Source organism: Moraxella sp. CTOTU47579 (assembly GCF_032004885.1).
Classification (GTDB): Bacteria; Pseudomonadota; Gammaproteobacteria; order Pseudomonadales; family Moraxellaceae; genus Faucicola; species Faucicola tetraodonis.
In genome coordinates, this window is the sequence record NZ_DALZOJ010000005.1 from 167,765 (window position 1) to 187,744 (window position 19,980).

22 protein-coding genes are annotated in these 19,980 nt (G+C 41.0%); 19 read left to right on the forward strand and 3 right to left on the reverse strand.

The genetic code is table 11. From position 1 onward, the window contains the following. The first annotated feature begins 423 nt into the window (after nucleotides 1-423). The 5 genes from ppnP (at nucleotide 424) to RTP55_RS05520 (ending at nucleotide 4,708) form a co-directional block, all read left to right on the forward strand. Nucleotides 424-762, forward strand: coding sequence for a pyrimidine/purine nucleoside phosphorylase (gene ppnP / locus RTP55_RS05500; RefSeq protein ID WP_007115041.1), 339 nt, complete (start codon nucleotides 424-426; stop codon nucleotides 760-762). Nucleotides 763-823: 61 nt separating this feature from the next. Beyond that, complete coding sequence (gene rlmB, locus RTP55_RS05505) at nucleotides 824-1,600, forward strand: 23S rRNA (guanosine(2251)-2'-O)-methyltransferase RlmB (protein ID WP_062332305.1); 777 nt, start codon at nucleotides 824-826, stop codon at nucleotides 1,598-1,600. Between the two features lie 75 nt (nucleotides 1,601-1,675). After that, nucleotides 1,676-2,335, forward strand: coding sequence for a potassium channel family protein (locus RTP55_RS05510; RefSeq protein ID WP_312384782.1), 660 nt, complete (start codon nucleotides 1,676-1,678; stop codon nucleotides 2,333-2,335). A gap of 33 nt (nucleotides 2,336-2,368) precedes the next feature. Beyond that, complete coding sequence (locus tag RTP55_RS05515) at nucleotides 2,369-3,766, forward strand: TrkH family potassium uptake protein (protein WP_312384784.1); 1,398 nt, start codon at nucleotides 2,369-2,371, stop codon at nucleotides 3,764-3,766. Nucleotides 3,767-3,997: 231 nt separating this feature from the next. After that, a complete protein-coding gene (locus RTP55_RS05520) occupies nucleotides 3,998-4,708 on the forward strand; it encodes a 3'-5' exonuclease (RefSeq protein ID WP_312384785.1) in 711 nt (236 codons plus the stop codon). 50 nt (nucleotides 4,709-4,758) lie between these two features. Here the strand turns inward: RTP55_RS05520 and hemJ are convergent, their stop codons facing one another. From hemJ to bioB, 3 genes are all read right to left on the reverse strand, one after another. Next, entirely contained in the window at nucleotides 4,759-5,202 is a 444-nt protein-coding gene (gene hemJ / locus RTP55_RS05525) for a protoporphyrinogen oxidase HemJ (RefSeq protein ID WP_007115035.1), read from the reverse strand. A 91-nt stretch (nucleotides 5,203-5,293) separates the two neighbouring features. After that, on the reverse strand, nucleotides 5,294-6,445 hold the full coding sequence (locus tag RTP55_RS05530) for an aminotransferase class I/II-fold pyridoxal phosphate-dependent enzyme (RefSeq protein WP_312384788.1): 1,152 nt from the start codon (nucleotides 6,443-6,445) through the stop codon (nucleotides 5,294-5,296). A 72-nt stretch (nucleotides 6,446-6,517) separates the two neighbouring features. Next, complete coding sequence (bioB, locus tag RTP55_RS05535; protein ID WP_312384790.1) at nucleotides 6,518-7,588, reverse strand: biotin synthase BioB; 1,071 nt, start codon at nucleotides 7,586-7,588, stop codon at nucleotides 6,518-6,520. Between the two features lie 251 nt (nucleotides 7,589-7,839). Between bioB and RTP55_RS05540 the strand changes: the two genes are divergently transcribed. The 14 genes from RTP55_RS05540 to RTP55_RS05605 all read left to right on the forward strand — a co-directional run bounded on the left by RTP55_RS05540 (nucleotide 7,840) and on the right by RTP55_RS05605 (nucleotide 19,907). Further along, nucleotides 7,840-9,180: a tyrosine-type recombinase/integrase gene (locus RTP55_RS05540; protein ID WP_007115032.1), complete on the forward strand. Its 1,341-nt coding sequence runs from the start codon at nucleotides 7,840-7,842 to the stop codon at nucleotides 9,178-9,180. A gap of 6 nt (nucleotides 9,181-9,186) precedes the next feature. Beyond that, complete coding sequence (locus tag RTP55_RS05545; protein WP_007115031.1) at nucleotides 9,187-9,354, forward strand: hypothetical protein; 168 nt, start codon at nucleotides 9,187-9,189, stop codon at nucleotides 9,352-9,354. A gap of 301 nt (nucleotides 9,355-9,655) precedes the next feature. After that, complete coding sequence (locus tag RTP55_RS05550; RefSeq protein WP_007115030.1) at nucleotides 9,656-9,919, forward strand: helix-turn-helix domain-containing protein; 264 nt, start codon at nucleotides 9,656-9,658, stop codon at nucleotides 9,917-9,919. A 10-nt stretch (nucleotides 9,920-9,929) separates the two neighbouring features. Next, a complete protein-coding gene (locus RTP55_RS05555; RefSeq protein WP_312384793.1) occupies nucleotides 9,930-10,190 on the forward strand; it encodes a helix-turn-helix domain-containing protein in 261 nt (86 codons plus the stop codon). Nucleotide 10,191: 1 nt separating this feature from the next. Continuing rightward, complete coding sequence (locus RTP55_RS05560) at nucleotides 10,192-10,404, forward strand: hypothetical protein (RefSeq protein WP_007115028.1); 213 nt, start codon at nucleotides 10,192-10,194, stop codon at nucleotides 10,402-10,404. Beyond that, nucleotides 10,401-10,628 carry a hypothetical protein gene (locus tag RTP55_RS05565; protein ID WP_007115027.1) on the forward strand — a complete coding sequence of 76 codons (228 nt, stop codon included), beginning with the start codon at nucleotides 10,401-10,403 and terminating at the stop codon, nucleotides 10,626-10,628. Before RTP55_RS05560 ends, RTP55_RS05565 begins: the two co-directional genes overlap by 4 nt. Continuing rightward, nucleotides 10,625-11,131 (forward strand): hypothetical protein, encoded by a 507-nt coding sequence (locus RTP55_RS05570; protein ID WP_312384795.1) that lies wholly within the window; start codon nucleotides 10,625-10,627, stop codon nucleotides 11,129-11,131. The genes RTP55_RS05565 and RTP55_RS05570 overlap by 4 nt, the downstream gene beginning before the upstream one ends. A 234-nt stretch (nucleotides 11,132-11,365) precedes the next feature. Further along, nucleotides 11,366-13,456 carry a DUF3987 domain-containing protein gene (locus RTP55_RS05575; protein WP_312384798.1) on the forward strand — a complete coding sequence of 697 codons (2,091 nt, stop codon included), beginning with the start codon at nucleotides 11,366-11,368 and terminating at the stop codon, nucleotides 13,454-13,456. A gap of 271 nt (nucleotides 13,457-13,727) precedes the next feature. Next, on the forward strand, nucleotides 13,728-13,994 hold the full coding sequence (locus tag RTP55_RS05580) for a hypothetical protein (RefSeq protein ID WP_312384800.1): 267 nt from the start codon (nucleotides 13,728-13,730) through the stop codon (nucleotides 13,992-13,994). A 427-nt stretch (nucleotides 13,995-14,421) separates the two neighbouring features. After that, on the forward strand, nucleotides 14,422-14,661 hold the full coding sequence (locus tag RTP55_RS05585) for a hypothetical protein (protein WP_007115023.1): 240 nt from the start codon (nucleotides 14,422-14,424) through the stop codon (nucleotides 14,659-14,661). Further along, nucleotides 14,658-15,203: a DUF2335 domain-containing protein gene (locus RTP55_RS05590; protein ID WP_040403103.1), complete on the forward strand. Its 546-nt coding sequence runs from the start codon at nucleotides 14,658-14,660 to the stop codon at nucleotides 15,201-15,203. Before RTP55_RS05585 ends, RTP55_RS05590 begins: the two co-directional genes overlap by 4 nt. Before the next feature lie 597 nt (nucleotides 15,204-15,800). Then, nucleotides 15,801-19,028, forward strand: a complete 3,228-nt coding sequence (locus RTP55_RS05595) for a type ISP restriction/modification enzyme (RefSeq protein ID WP_312384804.1) — start codon at nucleotides 15,801-15,803, stop codon at nucleotides 19,026-19,028. Between the two features lie 22 nt (nucleotides 19,029-19,050). After that, nucleotides 19,051-19,431, forward strand: a complete 381-nt coding sequence (locus tag RTP55_RS05600; protein ID WP_312384805.1) for a hypothetical protein — start codon at nucleotides 19,051-19,053, stop codon at nucleotides 19,429-19,431. Between the two features lie 56 nt (nucleotides 19,432-19,487). Further along, a complete protein-coding gene (locus RTP55_RS05605) occupies nucleotides 19,488-19,907 on the forward strand; it encodes a hypothetical protein (RefSeq protein ID WP_312384806.1) in 420 nt (139 codons plus the stop codon). The last annotated feature ends 73 nt before the right edge of the window (nucleotides 19,908-19,980 follow it).

The following is a 19,980-nucleotide window of genomic DNA, read 5'->3' on the forward strand; positions in this document are numbered from 1 at the left end:
AGCATAATTGGGACAATTACAAAATAAGCAACGCAAAAATCCAACTTTCAGTCAGCTGGGTATCTTTGATGGGTATCTGTGTCTAGCAATCTTCGCCTAGTCAAGTTGAGGGCGGTTTCATCGATTGTCATAAAACATAGATTGTCATAAAAGTTGACTAAATTTGATGATATTCTATTGGTCTAAACAACGTCTGCACAAGGATAACGGAACATAATTTTTTATCAACCGTTAACAATCTATCGGCAATACCATTGGCTGATTGCGACAAGTCACGGACTGCGTTTGATTATAAAACCCATTTGTCGATTAAAAAAAGCGGGTTGCCGCAAAACGACTTGCCCATCTTTATAATTCTTTATAATTTTTTATAACAAGGCAGCGTTATCAAGTCAACTGACTGTGTATTTTAAGGAGAATCTCATGACGTCACCTAATCGTTTCGACCATGTATCGGTAGAAAAAATAGCGAATGTTTACTATGAAGGTCGTACTTTTAGTCGGACCGTTTGGTTTGAAGATGGACGCAAAAAAATGCTAGGAATCGTGCTACCTTGTGATGCCGATGTGCCCGCCTATGAATTTAAAACCGACTCATCTGAACGTATCGAAATTTTGGCAGGCGAGTGTGAAGTCAAACTGGCAGGCGAGGAAGAATTTACTTATTACCGTGCCGGTCAAGCGTTCTTGGTCGAAGGGCATAGCAGTTATGAGCTACGTAATGAAGCAGTCGTGCAGTACATTTGCCACCTAGAAGGCTAGCGAATAATATACAAAGCTAGCGGCAAGGCAAATATAAAATCGAAAAAAAGGGTCATCAATCATGGCAAAACCGAGTTATTTTTATGGCATTCATGCCGTGCAATCCATCTTGCAACACCGCGGTATCGATGGGTTGACACTCTTTATTCAAGACGGTAAAAAACAAGATGATGCCACGGTAGCCAACATCACTGAGCTTGCCCAAACCTACGGGATTGCGATACAAATCAGCGCCAAAGACAAACTCACCAAGCTTGCAGAAAGTCCGCAGCATCAAGGCGTGGTATTGCAAGCCCGCCCTGCTGAACTCCAAGATGAGGCAGATCTCAAATACTTAGTTGACAAACATCAAGCCGAGCGAAAACCGCTATTACTACTGGTACTTGATCAAATCACCGACCCGAACAACCTTGGCGCGTGTTTGCGTACCGCCGTGGCAATGGGTGTCTCAGCCGTCATTATTCCCAAAAATCATAGCTCAAGCATTACCCCAGCCGTGGCAAAAGTCGCCGTCGGTGCGGTGGAATTAATTCCTTTTATCCAAGTCACTAATCTTGCGCGTACGCTCACTGACATCAAAAAACAAGGGGTGTTTGTGTTTGGTACGGCACTTGATGATACGGCAAAGCCCGTGCAAGACTGTGATTTGACAGGTGATGTGGCGATTGTGATGGGCTCAGAAGGTGACGGTATTCGCCGTTTGACCGCAGATACCTGCGACCAGCTGGTTTATATCCCGATGCCCGGCAATGAACATGGGCAAATCCAAAGTTTAAATGTCAGTGTCGCCACTGGCATGGTGCTGTACGAAGCCAGTCGCCAGCGCGCTAAAAAATAATGAGAAAATATGTTATCTGTATTGATGATTTAAAAAAAATTGCTCAGGAAGTGGGCTAAGAAAGGAAAAATCAAAATGCAATTTGCCATTATCGGACTGGGTGTTTTTGGTATTACCTGCGCTAAAGAGCTTGAAAAATTGGGCAACCAAGTCCTAGCGATTGATATTGATGAAAAACTGGTCGATGACATCAGTGAACATGTCACCCGTGCCGTGATTGCTGATGCCACCGACAAAGACACCATAGAAGAGCTTGACCTTGCAAGTTTCGACGGCGTGCTCGTGAGCATTGGTGATAACCTTGAAGCCAGCTTGCTATGTACACTCAACCTACTAAGCCTAAACGTACAAAACCTATGGGTGAAAGCCAAAACCGACTCCCATCACCAAATCCTAAAAAGCTTAGGCGTGAATAATATTATTCACCCCGAACAAGACATGGGGATTCGTATTGCCCAAAAAATGAACTATCCGATGGTCAAACAATACATGGCATTGGGTGACGAGCAGTTTTTGGTTCGTCTAGACCCGCCTGAGCAGTGGCGAGGGCACCCGTGGTCGGATGTACAGCACAACCATCCTGATATTACTTTTATCATGCTAAAACGCAACCAGCAAATCTTTAACCAATTACCCGATGGCTTTTTCTTTCAAGGTGGGGATAAATTGGTGGTGGGTGGTGATACCCAAGCGCTGCGTCGCCTTGCCAAAGTCATTCGCCAAACGGCTATTTAGCCCACCACTCACGTAAAAAAGGTAATTGTAGATATGCCGTTTCGTGAAGTCAAAAAAGGCGACAAAGCAAAGATTGTTGATAAATCAAAACCCAGTGCTCACGACCTAGAGCCGCCTACCAAACAGGGACTGCAGTTGTCCTCGCCTGCGATTTTGTCCTTGGGGTTTTTAGCGTTAATTGTGATGGGGACGGTTTTGCTGTCATTGCCAATCGCAACAATTCAACCGATTAGTCTGTTAGCAGCAGCCTTTACCGCGACGTCTGCGGTGACGGTCACGGGACTAAATGTCGTAGATACCGCTAACTATACCACGTTTGGACAACTGGTGATTGCCGCGCTGATTCAATTTGGCGGGCTAGGTTTTATGACCTTTGCGATTTTGGTATTGACCAGTTTGCAAGGTAAAATGGGATTATCCGGCTCAATCACGGCGCAGGAAGCGTTGGGTACCCATAGCAACCAAATTGGTAGTACAGCCAAAGCGGTAATCAAAATTGCCTTTATCACCGAGAGCTTGGGTTTTTTAGGATTAACGCTATTTTTAGCACCGCTAAAAGGGCTAAAAGATGCGATGTATGAAGCATTTTTTCTGTGTATCTCAGCGTTTAACAATGCAGGTTTTGCGCTAAATGGCAACAATATGACTGCCTATGTGCACCAGCCGATGATTAGTTTTATCATAAGCTTGCTTATTATCACGGGCGGCATCGGGTTTTTGGTGATTTTAGATATCATCAAACACAAGCGCTGGCAAAAATTTACCCTGCACACCAAAGTCATGGTTTTGGGCACACTAGCGCTCAATATCATTGGTTGTATGGGGTATTGGTTACTTGAGCGTCATAACGCCAAAACGATTGGCGGATTGAGCGAAGCTGGGCAGTGGTTTGCATCTTGGTTTATGGCGGTGACGTCACGTACCGCAGGTTTTAATAATATTGATTATAGCCAAGTGACAGATGCCAGTACGTTATTGACCTTTATATTGATGTTTATTGGCGCAGGCTCAATGTCCACAGGTGGCGGTATCAAAATCGGCACGTTTGTGGTTATCCTAGCATCGACTAGGGCATATTTGCGTCAGCACCCGCAAGTGACGATTTTTCATCGTGCTATCTCTGATCACTTGGTAAAAAAATCGTTTGCGGTGATGAGCACCTCGATTTTGATGATTGCTTTAGCGGCGTTTATTTTAACCATATGTGAGCCAGAAGGGCACTTGGTTGATATTTTATTTGAAGTGATATCAGCATCGTCAACGGTCGGGTTATCGCGAAATTTCACCCCGACCTTGAGTGAGCCTGGGCAATGTGTGATTATGTTTATGATGTATATGGGGCGTCTTGGACCGTTAACCTTGGCGTATTTTATCGCAACCCCTAAGCCGACCCGTATTCGTTACCCTGAGACCCATACCCTTGTTGGTTGAGTTGGCGCCCTTATTGGCTAAGTTGGCTAATTTAACAGGGTTAGTGAAGCAGCAAAGACCAAGCAGAACCTTTAGACAGCGATTGATGTAGATAGCGATTGGTGCACCCAAGATACTAAAAATAAGATACCGAAAACCCAAGATACTGAAAACCTAACGAAGCTATCGCCAAATCGTGTATGATGATTGTCTACAACGGGTGAATTGAGCGATTTAGTAAGTTTTAAGGTTATGAGTAGTTATATTTTAGATACAGAAGCGCATGGATTGGTTGAGCCACATGCAACCGAAATTGCCTACATTGGCGTGGTGTTTAGTCCAGCAGGCGAGCTGATATTACAGACCCACAACGCCTTTGAGCAGCGCTTTAACCCACACAAAAAAATTACTTTGGGCAGCCAAGCCATCACAGGGATTTTTGACGACGATGTGGCAGACAAGCCGCCGCATACTGATTTTCAGTTACCAGAAGACTGCGAGTATCTTATTGGGCACAATATCGACTTTGATGCTGACGTGCTGACCAATGCTGACTGTGATTTATCAAACATTAAGCGTATTTGCACTTTGGCACTGGCGCGGCATTTTTTCCCGCAGCTAGATAGCCATAGTTTGGGTGCGCTACTGTGTTTTTTTGAGCCGCAGGTTGCCAAAAAAAATATCAAATTCGCGCATGGTGCCAAATACGATATTTGGTTTACTTTTTTGGTATTAAAAGCTATCTGCTCTCAGCATCGCATCACCGATATGGCACAGCTGTATCAAGCCAGTGAACATGCCCGAAAACCCACGGTAATACGCTTTGGCAAACATAAAGGGGTTGCTATTAAAGACTTGCCGCCTGATTATGTCGATTGGCTGCTCAAACAAGCTGACCTTGACCCGTATTTACACCTTGCGCTCACCGAAAATAGCGCAGGCAATCATGGCAACCTTCTATGATTGAACCCTTGCGCTATGATTTAACCCTAACCCATGAAGTGCCAAAATGATTACGCGCCAAATTGCGGTTTAACAATCACCAAAATCACCACGGCGACTAAAATAAACACAGGCACCTCATTAAACCACCGCCAAAAAACATGGGTTTTATAGTTAGGGTTGTCAATCAGTTTTAAGCGAAATCGACCACAAGCTACATGATATACCGTCAACGCAATGACGCAGGCTAGCTTAATATGTAGCCAAACTTGGGTTTTATAACTGTCCCAATTGGGTAGCAGCATACACAAACCAAAAATCCAAGTGGCAATCATCGCAGGTGTCATGATGCCGCGATACAGTTTACGCTCCATCAATGCAAATCGCTCTTGACTGATTTTATCGGCACTCATGGCATGATACACAAACAAGCGTGGTAGATAAAAAATCGCGGCAAACCAACACACCAATGAAATCACATGCCAGGCTTTAAACCATAAAAAATATTCTGTCATTGCTTACCCCGATGATGATGCAACTAAATAAGCTTAACCTAAATCAGCTTACTCTAAATAACCTTGTCCTAAAAAAGTCTGCAAATAGCCGTTATTTTAAAGTCTGCATGACAGCAAGTAAATCCGAGATTTGTTGTTCACTATGACGAGCACTCACGCAAAAGCGTAGCCGTGCTGTGCCTACCGGCACCGTAGGTGGACGGATTGCCGAGACCCAAAAACCGCGAGATTTTAACGCGTTGGCAAGCTGCAGGGTTCTATCATTATTGCCAATGACCACAGGAATAATGGCGGTGGTCGGTATTTGATTATCAATACCTACTTGCCAATTTTGCTGCAATAGCCCTTGACTGAGCTGCTTGATGTTAGCAAGTAATTGGTCACTGCGCAACGTATCAGTTTGTGAGATGGCAATGCTAGTTTTTGTCACGCTGGCAAGCACAGGGGGCATCGCCGTGGTATAAATAAATGAACGGGCAAAATTGACCACATAGTCAATCAACTCACTCGAACCTGCGACAAATGCGCCACTAGTACCTATCGCTTTACCAAAGGTACCGATATAGATATCCGCTTGCGGTTGGGCTTTTTTATAAGCCTGATAGGGCAGACCAAAACCGTGGGCATCATCTACCATCAAGGCGCATTCATAGCGAACCGCTAACGCATGCAGCGCATCCAAATCGGCAATGGTACCATCCATACTAAAAATATGATCGGTGACAATCAGTTTTTGCTTAGCGCTACTTTGCGACAGCAGCTGTTCTAATTGGCTATAATTGCGATGCCCAAAACGCATGACTTTGGCACGGCTAAGGATTGCCCCATCGACAATGGAGGCATGGTTGAGCTTATCGCTAAAAATCACGCTGTCTTTACCACACAACGCTTGAATCACACCGACATTTGCCATATACCCTGTGCTAAAAGCTAATGCCCGTTCATAACCTGTCACTTGGGCAAGGATGGTATCCAATTGTTCATGCCAAAGCGTATGCCCCGTAATCAGGTGCGATGCGCCACTACCCACTTGCTGGATGGTTTTTGCAGCTTGGCTAAACGCTTGTATGAGCTGCGGGTCGGTGGCAAGTCCCAAATAATCGTTGCTGGCAAAGTTGACGTAGGTTTTGCCATCTACGTCAATGGTGGGCGTCACGCCTTGACTAATGGGCGTCAGTTGACGATACAGGTCTTTTTGGCGCTGTTCATCAAGGGCTGATTGAAGGGCAAAATTGGCTAACATACTGTTGGACTCTGTTAAAGCATCGTTAAAGCATCTAAGAAAAAACCGCCACTTCGGCGGTTTGTTGGGCTATTAAACGACAGCCAAACTCCCGATGCGACCATTCATCGCATTGGTCACCGGGATTTGTCTAGGCTCGGCTTGTTCAACCGTCAACCCTAAATCGGCAATCAACTGATCATCATGGTTGGTGGTAGCATTATCGGTGGTCAATAAACGATTCCCATAAAAGAAAGAATTGGCACCTGCCATAAACAACATGGCTTGCTCGGCATCGGTTAAGCCTTCACGACCTGCGGCAATACGCACATAGCTAGTTGGGCAAGCAAGGCGCGTGACAGCAATGGTGCGAATCCACTCAAGCACAGGCAAGCGCGTGCCTTGCAGCTGATCGGCAATCGGTGTGCCTTCGATGGGTACCAGCATATTGATTGGTACCGATTCAGGGGGTTTTGGCAGATTAGCCAGTTCTGTGAGTAGATTGATGCGGTCATCACGACTTTCACCCATACCGATGATACCACCTGAGCAAATATTAATGCCTGCTTGACGCACATGGTCAAGGGTAGTTAGGCGGTCATCATAACTACGGGTGGAGACGATATGGTCATAGTATTCGCGTGAGGTATCAAGGTTATGGTTGTAGTAATCCAGTCCCGCCTCAGCAAGTACTTGCGCTTGGTTACCCGATAACATCCCAAGCGTCATACAAGTTTCTAACCCTAATGCTTTGACTTCTTTAATCAGCTCAACCACATAGGGCATATCTTTATCGTTTGGGTGCTTCCACGCCGCACCCATACAAAAACGGCTAGAGCCTGCTGCTTTGGCTTTTTTGGCCTCGATAATCGCTTTTTCTATTTCGATTTTCTTTTCAGGTTGTAAGTCGGTGCTATGGTGTCCTGACTGTGAGCAATAGCCGCAATCTTCAGGACAGTTGCCTGTTTTTATTGATAGCAGGGTACTGATTTGTACCGCATTGGGTGGAAAGTGTTCGCGAAGTTTATTTTGCGCGAGCAACAGTAAATCCATCAAAGGTAATTCAAACCAAGCTTGGATTTGCTCGCGAGTTGGGCGGCTTTGGGTGGTCAGTGTGGTGCCAATCGGTTGCTCTGATTGTTGAATTGCTAATAAGTCTGCCATGACAGCTATAATCCTAATTAAAACAAAGCTAAAAATGATAAAAGGTGTCTCATCATACCAAAAAAAAACAACCACCTAAAGCGAAATTTGTACGATAACAACCGAATACAAACCCTAACAAACGACAACACCACCCATTGCTATTACTAGCATTGCCCATTATTATTAGAAATAATCGAAAACAATCGAAAACATTATTAAGCAGTATAAACGGCTACCAAAGTGGCTACCAAAATTTAGCAGGTTTTTTAATGGCTAATCCATCAATCAGTAATGTAACCCAAATTGATAAATTCATTAAAGCGGGCGTATCTAAAGATACCAGTTACCCTATTGCAGGCTTTAAGGGTTTAGAGTTACGCATACGCCCAAATGGTAAAGCCGAATTTAGACACCGCTACACCCACCCATACACAGGTAAACGCCCTTACATGACATTGGGCAGTTACCCCGCCTTTAGCCTAGCCCAAGCAAAACAGGCTTACAATGATAACATGGCATTACTTGCCCAAACTATTGACCCATTGACCCATAAAGAGCAGGAAAACGCAAAACAAGCCTATGCCCTAGATAATACGTTTGAGGCAGTGGCTAAAGATTGGCTAAATGAACAAACCAACAACCCCGATTATGTACGAGCCAAGCAAACGATTGTGAATTGGGAATATCAGCTAAAGCCATTAATTGCCACTTTTGGCAAGATGCCTATTGGTAGCATAACCACGCCCCAAGTTTTACGATTGCTTAGAGAAATCCAAAAGACCCATATCCAAAAGGGTAACCGAGTAAAAGCCATTGCAGGGCGTATCTTTGCCCATGCGGTTATCAATGGCTTGATTGAGCATAACCCAGTATTGCAACTCGCAGGGGCAAGGGCATTAAAGCCCACACGAAGCGATCACCGCCCAGCACTTATCACGCCCGCAGAATTTGCAGAACTGTTAAAAGAGATTGACAACATAACCAACGCTAAACTATTTCAAAAAGAGATATTGCAATTACTGGCTTTAACTTTTGTCCGTATTGGTGACGTTTGCGCTATGAAGTGGGCGGATATTCATTTAGAGGCAAAAATGTGGGTTTTTGAGCCACAAAAAGGGAAAAATCGTCATGATATGGTGGACTGCCTAGTAGTACCACTAGCACCCCAAACCATAGCTATTTTAGAGCGTATGCACGAAATAACAGGCGGTATGGAATACGTTTTTTACACAGGCAAGCGCAAAAAAGGGCAACACGCAGACCCCCAGCAAATTAACCGAATATTAAATGACCCAAGCATGAACAAGGCGGGCATGGGTAAAAATTATTGTGGCAAGGGTTATTTAAACGTACATAGCCCGCATGGGTTTAGAGCCAGTGCGAAAACTTTGCTTATGGAAAGGCTAGGTTATAACCACTTAATAACCGAAATTCAAAGCGGTAGAAGTATGCCAGACGTTTACGGCAATACCTATAACCGCATGGAGGCTATAAATGAGCGCATTAAGATGATGAACGATTGGGCGAACTACTTAGACCAGCTTAAGTCGGGCAAGATGGATAATATTCTATTTGTGGACTTCAAAAACGCCAAAGCCATAAACGAGTAATTAGCCATGAATAACAGCCAAGCCAATAGCAAAACCTTGCCAGCATTGGACACCAAGCCCACCCCAAACGCGCATATTTTGGTGATGACCCATGAGCAGATAGACCAGCTAGGCGATATTTTAGACAATCCTTTTTTACCACTGAATGACCTACAAAAGGCGTTATTTATGTGAGGTTATCGCTTGAGTGGAGTTTAAGACCAGTTTTGCAAGGCTAGAAATACATGAAATAAGGTTTAGAAAAAGGTAAGCTATCAAAGCTTGCCTTTTTTACATAAAATTACAAAATAATTCGTATCGTTGAATATCGTTGAATATTGATGAGTATCGTTGAATATTGATGAGTATCGTTGAATATCGTTGAATATTGATAAGAATCAAACACTTATATTTTTTACTAAGTGTTATTTATCTGGTTAAAAACTTAATATTGCCTTAACAACTTTCGATAACAAACCGATTAGGAGTTAATGCAATGACCAACAAAACCCTGCAACAAGTGAACACCACGCCAACCGAAAAGGTGGCAAGTGAACCACTACCCACCTTTACCGACCTTGCCAACAACCCTAAAGGCATAACCAGCCGCAGCACCGTAGCAAAGCTATTGGAAATCCACGTTTTGACGCTCACACGTTGGATTAAGGCGGGCAAGTTTGTAAAGCCTATCACTATAGGTAACGCCCATTATTTTAGAAATAGTGAGTTAATCGACTATTTAGACAATAAGACAGCATAAGGGGCAAACCATGACAAACAACACCCCAAGCCCAAACGATACTAAAACGCACAAACGCTTATTACTTGCTGATTTAATGGCGGGCAACCGTAGGACACCTTTAGAAGTATTAGACTTATTCGGTTGCATGAGTGCCTCGCAACGCTATGGCGATTTAAGGCGAGATGATGGCATACCCATTCAAAGCCAATTTATCAAACTACCAAATGGCAAGCGAGTAAAAGAGTATTGGTTAGAGCCTGGTTATATTCAATCAGTAATAGGGGCATGACATGAAATACCAGTTGAATCCATTATCCGAAAGTTTAGATGACTTACTGCACCAAGCCGAATTTATGGCGAATTGGGCAATGAATAGCCGCCTTAGCCCTGAACAGATAGAAAATGAGTTTGATATCTTGACTGCTGAAATATGGGATATACAAGAACAGGTCAAGGCATTGAATGAGTCATCACAGGATAACCAAAAGGCGGGCGAGATATGAGCCTATATCCTGATATCGAGCCCATAAACCCGAATGATGATTATTTTGTAGTAATGAATGATGAGCCGATACAACCAGCGAATACCGATATATTCATGGATTACTGGACCGCCGAAACCGTTGTAGAGTTTTTACAAGCCGTGAACCCTAATCAAGTATTCAGTATTAAAAGGGCAGTATTTATAGAGCCACCACAACAGGCAATTTTAAGGGTTTCAACATGAGACGATATAAACATACCACCCAACACCCAAACAAGCTACCACGTTCTATCAATGGGCAGAATATTGGCAAAATTATGGCAAAGTTGGGCGAGATTATCCAAACAATCAATATCGCTATTTTGTTATTGACGATTTTGGTAGTGATTACCCAGTGTCAGCCAGTGGAAGCAAGCAACAAAATAGAAAATAAACCACGATTTCACGCAACAAAACAGGCAATTTTGGGTAATTATCAAAAAGCTTGTATCCCTTACCAGTCAAGGGATAGAGCGTGCAACAAACATCAACTCATGCAACAGAATTTGTGCAAAATGCACCAAAAAATGCACCAAAGAAGAAATAAACCACGATTTCACGCACCAAAACGGGCAGTTTTGGGTAATTATCAAAAAGCTTGTATCCCTTGCCAGTCAAGGGATAGAGCGTGCAACAAACATCAATTCACGCACCAAAATTTGTGCAAAATGCACCAAAAAACTTTAGAAAGCAATCATCAAAAATGAAAGCAAAAAATACTATTTTTAAAAATGGTTTAAACATGAAAAAGGGCATTATCCTTTTACAGATAACGCCCCAAGTCACACCACATGACCTTATGGAAATAATAGCATGAGTAAAATTTTAATACTATTAAATAAGGTGCGTTATGCGCTTTGTTTACCTACGTTTTGTAGAGGTTCAAGCCACGACACAGAACGCAACCAGCGCAAAATTAAAGCCATTGGCAAGGGGTTAAGATGAGTAATCTTACTACAAATGAAAAAGCCCACACCGCAGGCAACGGCATGGACTTCTTAAAACTACTAGCAAGTTATCCGACAGCAACAACGGATAATCTAGAAAACAGCAAACACAAACAAACGCTGAATAATTTATCTGTTTTGCTTAGTGATGACAAGCTAAAATTTATAAATAGCAATATTGATGTAGATGGACAGCCAAAGCAAACCGTCAACAGCATAGCACTGGCTCTATGCAACCAGTATTACCAACCCTCAAACCTTGCCATATTTCCATTGGACAATACAGAGCCGTTTTTATTGCATGACTTTAAAAATGATGGGTTTATTTTTGGTAATGGTGAGCAAGTTTTAATCATCAATGATTTAGATATTGCCATGATTATAGCAATCTACACCAAAACACGGGGCGAGGACTACACCGTTATAGCCCCGCTTGATAAAGGGCAGTTTTATAACCTAGTCAAAGCCCACGCCAAACAAAGCCAAGTAATGATTATTACTGATTATGAGCAAGGCTTAGAATATGAACGCACTTTCAAGGGCGATAACGTCAAACTTGCTAAGGTAGTGGACATATTAGAGGACTTAATCGTTACCTATTCAATCAATGATATTTTGGCTTTAAGTGATACCAAAGTTATAGAATTAAACGGCATTGAATGGAGCGAACCCGAACCACTGGAGGACACCAACACGCCCGCCACCCGTTACCCTATTGAAGCATGGCAAGGGGTTTTAAGGCAGGCAATGGAGGCAGTCGCCTATCATGCACAAGTACCCTTAGCAATGGCGGGGCAATGTATTTTAGGGGCATTATCCACCATTGGGCAACGCTACATTAATGCACCCATTGGACACACCCATAAGCCAGTCAGCCTATTTCTAATCACGGAGGGCGGAAGTGGTAGCGGTAAAACTTTTGCCAGTGAGTTATCACACTACAGCATAAACAAATGGGACGAGCGCATTTATAAAACCTATATCGAGCTTTTAAACGAATGGAAAAGCGAAGTAGACAGCCTTAAGGGTAAAGAGCGCAAAGAATACTTGCAAAGCAATGCCAAGCCCAGCAATGATAGTATGCTTATTCAAGAGGGAACGATTGAGGCAATCTTAGACCAATTTATTTTAGATGATAAGGCTAACCTATCATGGACAACAGATGACGCAGGGCAATTTTTTAATGGGCATACCATGAAAGGCGATACCGCAGGCAATGCCATAGCCAGCCTTGCTAAATTGTGGGACGGTTCACCCGTTAGCCGTGTACGCTCACAACGAGGCGCAAACCCGCAGTTTAAAACAAATGCCTATAACGTAAGGTTAACGCTAGACCTACAAGGACAGCGCATTATCTTAGAGCCAGCCTTAACCGACCCTATGCTAGTACAACAAGGATTTCTTGCCCGTGCGTTATTGGCTTGCCCCGATAGCCTACAAGGGCAACGGGTATGGAATACGCCTGAAAGATTGGACAATAACCCGCATGATGACCCACGATTGCAAGCGTATTGGACAAGGTGCGATATTTTATTAGACCCTTTACCCACTGAAATAACCAAAGACCCTACAGGAAAAGAAATAAGGCTAAATATGCCTTTTGAGAACCGCCAAGCAAGGCAAGCCCTAGCGGACTTTCAGCAACGAGTAGAGAACCGCCAAGCCAAAGGCAACGCATACGAATTTTTAAAGGCGTTTGCCTCACGCATGGCGCAAAATGCCAGCCGTATAGCCTCATTAATGGCTTTCTTTGACTGCCAAAAATCGGTATCAGTGGACTACCTAGAACGGGCGTTTATGTTGGTGGAATACTCAACAGCCGAAAGATTGCGTTACCTTGATATTAAAACCAGCGAGAAAAGCGACACCCAAAAGCTAATTGATTGGTTAGTGGACAGAGCCAGCAAAGATAGGCTATTTAAACTTAACCGCACCTATGTAGCCAATTCCTGCCCTATGCCTATGCAACGCAGTAACAAACTACTGCAACAAGAATTGGATAAATTAGAGCAGGCGGGATATATACGCCAAGAGCAAGAGGGCAAAAAAAGGGTGATTTTAATTAACCCTTGTTTATTCAAATAACTATAAAAATGCCACAACGCTACTTAATTACTTAAAAACCTAGCAAGACCAGTCATAGCAAGGGTTTATCTTAAGTAAAGTAGTTAAGTAGCCATTACTTAAGTTACTTAAACTAGCTTATAAAATCACCAACTTAAGTAATTTAAGTAGGCGTTACTTAAGGTAATTACTTAAGTTAAAGCCAGTCATAGCAAGGGTTACAGCCAGTTTAAGTAATTAAGTAGCATTTTCTTATTTTTATATGAATTTAGCTAAGATAGGATTGTCAAATATGACCCATGACACAAAGATATATTTAACTATTGCTGATAAGAAAATATTTATCAGTCAAAGAAAACTTGAGATAGCCCAGCGAAATAAAAACCCAGTGCGAATAAATATTCATAACGGGAAAATTGTAAAAAGAAGTGGTAAAAATAAATGGCAGGTTCTGCTACTAGCAGGAGGCAACCGCTACAAGTGGTTTAAATCAGATTGGGGCGATATTGAGTATCTAGACACTAGCCAGTATTTACCATTGCCACCAGCCACCAATTAGGCGGGCATGATAAAGGGTTACATTTAAAATGCGACCCTTTAAGCTGGCATGATGGGGTATCGTAGATTTTACGACACCCCTTTTTTATTGGGTGCAAACTATTTCACGCCCACCTATTGCCCCATATCGCCACGTTACGCCATTGGATAAAACATACTACCAACACCACAGATGAGCGCATAGCGCAAATGGTGAGCATATAGCGGACTTTTGCGAGTCCATAAAAAGCATTCAAGTATTTTTTCTTACTTTTTTAAACATTTAATACCTATAACATATATAAATAAATGCTTTCGATTGATTAGGAAATGTTAGCAAAAACCTACTAAAACATATCACAATGATATATTTTTAACTATTAGGTATGATAATATAAATGCCCTATATTAGTAAAAACCGAACTAATAGATGAGATAGAGGCTAAAAAATGAGCAAATTTACTGTATTTAGAGAAGGTATGATGTCTATTCTTTGCCTATTACCATCAACTGGACATACTTCACCAAACTTTGTAAAACCTGCTCGAATTGATATTAAAGAAGTACAGCAAGTAAATAGTCACGAGGCTTGGGTAGAAGTTGGCTTAATTACTAAAAAAGTGGCAAGAAAACAAGTTGATAAATTACCTTCTCATAAGCAAACAAAATTGAAGGCTTTATTAGCGTGACCCAAGATAATCAACATGAAGCTGATAATCCTGTAGTAATCGCACAAGAGGATTCAATAAAGGCTGATTATATACCTACTAATAATCAGCCTTCTACTGGTATTATGGTAACAAGTACTAGTATGGAAACGCCATTTTTACCTCCACAGTTTCTTAATGAATATGAAAAAACAGTCCCTGGTTCAGCTAAAGAAATATTTGATATGATTGTTAAACAGCAAGAATTTAACATGAATATTAAAAATCAAGAAATGGATTTAAATCGACAAAATTTAGAAAGAATAAAAGTTATTGATAATGCAAATATCAAAGAACAGGAGGCATCTGCACTTGTTCGAGAAAAGGAAATACAGATAAAATCTCGTGGTCAAATTTTTGCTTTAATAATGGGATTAGTATTACTTGCAGTAGCTTGTTACTTTGCATGGCTTGGACATTTGAAGCTAGCAGGTTTAACCATTGGTATTATCGTGGCTGTAATGACAATATTATTTCTACAACAAAGACATAATCAAAATTCAGTTGATAGTAAGGCAGAATAAAAAATTACATTTATTTAAAAGCCTCATTTTTTAGATGGGGCTTTTATTTAGAATTTAATTATTGTTAGCCTGTAAAGAAATGAACACCAAGCCAGCAATAACAAGCCATTGGCAAAAAGTGAACAGCGAATTGAACACCTAACCGCCTATGGTCCACTTCAAAAATCGAACACCCAGCAACAGACCAAACCGCATTACATGGGGCATTGGTGAGAACCGAACACCCAAGCCGAACGATAGGCGGGCATGATTGATTTTATTTATCGTCGTATGTGCATAGTTAGCAAGCTGGTTAGCAAAGTTTCCAAGTAAGTTTCCAAAGAAAACACCTATTTTTATGGATACTAAATTTTGGTTACCAAGATTAGTTACCAAAGATAATGCCCTTTTATGCGTAACCTTGAGTGTAACCACGTGATTAACTGATATTGGTTAACAAGAAAGTTAACAAAGAAACAGCCTTTTTAAATTGTTTCGCATGTGGCAGGTTCGCAACCAAATATATACTTTATAAAATATCATTATCATTGATCTAGCCTATCCGACTAAATCTAGATACAATCAAAAGCATTTGATTACAAAAATTTAGGAAAGACCATGATAGCCCGATATGTGGAAGCCATTAACAAACTTTTCGCCACAGGCGTGACCACCGAACACAGTTTTCGTGGTGATTTACAGAATTTGCTCAATGGGCTATTGCCTGAATTTGCTGTTATTAATGAACCCAAACGCCGTTCTTGCGGCGCACCCGATTATATTATTGAGAAAAAAGAAATTCCCGTATTTTTTATTGAAGCTAAAGATATTGGCGATAATGACCTTAAAGGTACTAAAAAAACAGGCAACAAAGAACAGTTTGACCGCTACAAGGCATCGCTCAACAATATCATTTTTACTGATTATCTCAATTTTCTATTTTATAAAGATGGTGAACTCAAAGCCGAACTTGCCATTGCCCGCCAAAACGGTAATAAAATCGAACCTATCCCTGAGAATTTCGCCCAGTTTACCAACCTTATCAAAGATTTTAGCCAAAGTATTACCACGACGATTAAAATTCCGAAACGCCTTGCCGAAATGATGGCAAGTAAAGCCCGTATGCTTGCTGATGTGATTGATAAGGCTTTGACCAGTGATGAAGAAAATAATCAAAACACCAGCCTATTAGACCAAATGGAAGCGTTTAAAGAAGTATTGATTCACGATATTACCCCACGCCAGTTTGCCGATATTTACGCCCAAACCATCGCCTATGGTATGTTTGCCGCTCGTCTAAATGATAAAACACTAGAAGATTTTACCAGACAAGAAGCCGCCACACTTATCCCAAAATCTAACCCATTTTTACGCACCCTGTTCCAGTACATTTCAGGTTATGACTTAGACGAGCGTATCGAGTGGATTGTTAATGATTTAGCCGATATATTTCGAGCCACCGATGTCGCAGAACTACTTAAAAACTTTGGTAAAGCCACCCAAACGCTAGACCCCTTTATCCATTTTTATGAAGATTTTCTAGCCGAATATGACCCAGCGTTACGCAAGCAGCGAGGTGTTTGGTACACACCCGAGCCTGTGGTCAAATTTATTGTGCGAGCCGTGGATGACATTCTCAAAACCGATTTTAATTTGCCGATGGGGATTGCCAGCACTGATAAAACCACTATTAAAGTGGAGATGACAGGGACAGCCATTACAAAGGGCAAAAATAAAGGCAAGGCGATTATTGAAGAAAAAGAAGTCCACAAAGTCCAAATCCTTGACCCAGCGACAGGCACAGGCACGTTCCTTGCCGAAGTGGTGCGGTATATCTATGAAAATCGCTTTGCCAAAATGCCGGGTATGTGGTCAGGCTATGTGGATAATGACCTTATTCCACGGCTTAATGGCTTTGAGCTGCTCATGGCAAGTTATGCGATGGCTCACTTAAAACTTGAGTTGTTGCTAAAAGATACAGGCTACGTGGCGGGTAAAAACCAACGGTTTAAGGTATATTTGACCAATAGCTTAGAAGAACATCACCCTGATACGGGCAGTTTGTTTGCAGGGTTTTTGGCTCAAGAGGCGAATGAAGCAAATCATATTAAGCGTGATAGCCCTGTCATGGTGGTGATTGGTAATCCGCCTTATAGTGGTATTTCTTCGAATAATAACGATTGGATAGCTAATTTGATTGAGGATTACAAGTATGTAGAAGGCGAACATTTTAATGAGCGTAAGCATTGGCTGAATGATGATTACGTCAAATTTATACGTTATGGTCAGCATTTTATCGAGAAAAACGGCGAAGGAATTTTAGCCTTTATTAATCCTCATGGATTCCTTGATAATACAACATTTAGAGGTATGCGTTGGCATTTATTAAATACTTTCGACAAAATTTATACGATTGATTTGCATGGTAACTCAAATAAAAAAGAAATTTCTCCAGACGGGAGTAGAGATGAAAATGTGTTCGATATCATGCAGGGTGTATCTATCAACCTGTTTGTTAAAACAGGCTCAAAGAAAAAGGGTAAACTGGCGAAAGTTTTTCATTATGATTTGTTTGGCTTGCGTGATGATAAATATAAGTTTTTGAATGAAAAAATTATAAGTAATATAGAATTTGATGAAGTTAAATTTTCACAACCCAATTATTTTTTCATACCTAAGAGTGAAGATGGACGTGACCTTTATGAAAATGGAATATCAGTATGTGAGTTAATGGCTAATAATTCTAGCGGGATTGTCACTATGGGCGATAGTTTTATAATCTCATTCGATAGTAAAACTTTAAAAAATAGGATTAAGAATTTTTTACAAGAGGATATATCACAAATAAATTTAACAAAACAGTATAAGTTAGGCAAAAATTACGCAGAGTGGGTTATTAGTAATAAAACATCATTAGCCACAGATAAATTCAAACCTATTCAAATAGCATATCGCCCATTTGATAAAAGATATACTATCTTTAATAATAAGTTATTATGGCGTTGGCGATTTGAAACAATGCACCATCTGCTAAATGAAAAAAATCTTAGTTTAGTTTTAGCTAGACAATGTGTTTCTGACTGGAGATACATTTTTATCAGTAATTGTATTGGAGAATTCAATTTAACAGGAACAGCTGGAAGATTAGGAAGTGGCTATTATTTTCCCTTATATCTATACCCCGAAATTACGAGTCAAGAAAATTTTGAATTTGAGAAAATCAAAAAACTAAGAAAACCCAATCTAGATAGCGACATCGTCCAAAAAATCGCCAACGGCTTAGGCTTAACCTTCATCAAAGACCACGAGGATGAACAAGCAGGCAAGGAAGACACATTCCACCCACTCGACATACTCGACTACATCTACGCCGTACTCCACTCACCCACCTACCGAGAAACCTACAAGGAATTTCTCAAAATTGACTTCCCACGGGTGCCATACCCAACCGACAAAGATACTTTCTTTAAACTGGTTAAACTCGGTGGCGAACTGCGACAAATCCATTTACTCGAACACCCAAGCGTACTTGCCCAAAACGTCAGCTATCACGGTAATGGCAATAATATTGTTACCCGCAAAATGACAAAAACCAGTATCGGCTATGAGCCTGATCCAACCAAAGCAGGCAAGGGCAAAGTATGGATCAACGACACACAATACTTTGATGACGTACCATCGACCGCGTGGGAGTTCTACATCGGTGGTTACCAACCCGCCCAAAAATGGCTCAAAGACCGCCAAGATATGACTTTAAACTATGAAGATATCGCCTATTATCAGCAAATTATCGAAGCCTTGAGCAATACAGATAGATTGATGAAAGAGATTGATAAATTTTTTTAATTTAATTTAATTTGGAGAATATATGGCCATTTTTATTGGCATTGTAATTTTATTTATTATGTACAGCCTTTTTAAAGCCAAATCTCAAATCAGAAGTGCCGAGTTTGGAAAGGAAGCTAGATACATTGCAGTAAACGAGTTAGACGTACCAGAACAGTATTTCATGCATATTGTCACGTACAATATTGATACCGTTAAAAATATAGCTCTAGCATTGAAAGAAAAGCCTAATTTTAGTTCAATGAGTTGGCCAAGGTTAATGGCCTATGGAGTTGGTTCCCTTTACTATAAAGATTGTAAAGATGCTTTCTATGAACATAATCACTTTACCAAAACAATGCTTAACAATTTAGGTATTGATGATGATGAAATAAGGAGTATTGCTCAAAATATAGACATCTAAATCTATAAGTATTTTTGATGGACTGTAATTTTTTTATTTAATACTGGATGAATAAAATGTTGATTCTTATAATTCTTGCAATAATTTCTTTTTTCTTTCCACCTATGTGGTTCGTTTTTGCAATATATTTATTATGGTTTTTCCTTACTGCAAAAAAACGTAGAGATAATTTATTAGATTACGAAATTCAAAAAATGCTAGCTAGCGGAAGAGGTGAAGTAGTATTAAAGCACATCTACTGGGAAGCTGCTGCTTCTTATGCTGTGGCTCATGGAGCTAAAATGGATATGTACACAAAGCATCCTTCCGATGAAACTAGTTACACGATTAATTTTCCGTACAAGGGTCAATTATATTCTATTATGCTCTCAAGGGAGATGGATGGTAGTACTTATATAATGGATTTTTCGGAAAACATGCGACAAGTTAATGATCATGTTGCAAACCTGTTTAATAACATACACGATCAAAACTAATCTAATTATTTTTAAGGTGGAAATTAAAGGCTTGAAATATTATTAAAAACTTTTAAGCCTATTTTTTCCAAAA